Origin of the sequence: Streptomyces sp. NPDC004667 (assembly GCF_040609475.1) — a bacterium.
GTDB lineage: Bacteria > Actinomycetota > Actinomycetes > Streptomycetales > Streptomycetaceae > Streptomyces.
The window spans coordinates 1-1,290 of sequence record NZ_JBEXKC010000268.1 but is presented as its reverse complement, the minus strand read 5'-3'; the positions used below and the strand labels follow the sequence as shown (position 1 = coordinate 1,290).

The 1,290-nt window shown below is 79.7% G+C and carries 1 protein-coding gene; it reads right to left on the bottom strand.

Annotation, left to right across the window (positions count from 1 at the left end; genetic code table 11):
- The coding region (locus tag ABZW32_RS39955) for a hypothetical protein (RefSeq protein ID WP_356225845.1) at nucleotides 1–412 on the bottom strand (412 nt) is incomplete at its 3' end.
- Between the last annotated feature and the right edge of the window lie 878 nt (nucleotides 413–1,290).

Here is a 1,290-nt window from a genome sequence, read left to right as displayed (position 1 = left end):
CGGCGCCCGTGGCCCCGTCGCCTGCGGTGCCGCGCTCGCACGGCGACCGGCCCGCCCCGGTGCGGACGGGCACTCGGGCACCCGTCCAGGCTCCGACGGCGACGCGGGACCAGGCACCGGCCCGGGGGCGGACGGCTTCGGCTTCGGCTTCGGCTTCGGCTTCGGCTTCGGCTTCGGCTTCGGCTTCGGCTTCGGCTTCGGCTTCGGCGAACCGTGGCATCCGGGTGACGCCCGTGCCGCCGGCTCCGCCCGTGACCCGGCAGCCCCTGACCAAGGCGCCGGCCGCACCCGTGGCCGACCGGCGAGCCCTGCCCGCGACGCACCGGACCACCCTTCCCGTGCCGACGGGGTCGGCGTCGGCGTCGGCGACCGGCCTCACGTCCTCGTCGGCCGGTGTCCACCGGGGTGCCATCGGCACCTCATCCGCCGACCCGGGCTCCGTTCCCCCTGTGCAGCGGGCCGCCGCTGACCACCCTGCGAGGGCAGCCGCCTCCGGGGACGCTCCGCCCCCGGCAACGCCCCCTGCCCCTTCGTCGTCTTCCGCCGACTCCGTCGTCGCGGCCCCGTCCCCTTCCCCGCGGGACCGGCCGGTGCAGGACCGCCCGGTACGGGACACCCCTCCCCGTCCCTCCTCCCCGCAGGGCCCGGCCCCGGCCCCCAGGCGTACGGGGCTCGGCGCACCGGTGCAGCGAGAGCCGGTACGCCGACCCGCGGGCTCGGCGCCCCGCGCCGACGTGCCCCGCGCGTCCGACGTCCCGGGCGTACGCACACACGACGGGTCGGGTACGCGAGGGTCGTCCGCATCCGAGGCCACGTCCCAGGCCGCGTCCGCCGCGCGGCCTACGCCGCCACGGCAGAGCGTTCCTCCCGCTGCGACGGCGCCGCGTACGGGCCCACCCGACGACGCGCCCACGCGAACGTCCGCACCCGCACCACAGACGCCCCACCGCGACGGAGCCACCGGCTCCCGCGCGACCGGAACGGACCCGTCCGGCGCGGGGGAGAGGTCACCCTCGGCCGATGCCACCGGCTCCGCGCGGAAGCCGGCACCGGCCTCCCCGGCACCGATGTCCACCGCGAGCGCGACGGCACGGGTGTCCGGGAGCGGTGCGCCGGTGCAGCGAGCGGTTCCCCGGCCCGGGGCGACGCCGCCCGCACCGGCGGACGGCCGACGCTCCTCCGCCCTACCCCACGGCACGGCCGCCGGGCCCTCCGCGTCGGAGTCGGTCCGACCCCACACGCCCCCGCCCGCCGGGAGCAGCGCCTCCGCGACGCACGCGCCGCCCCCGC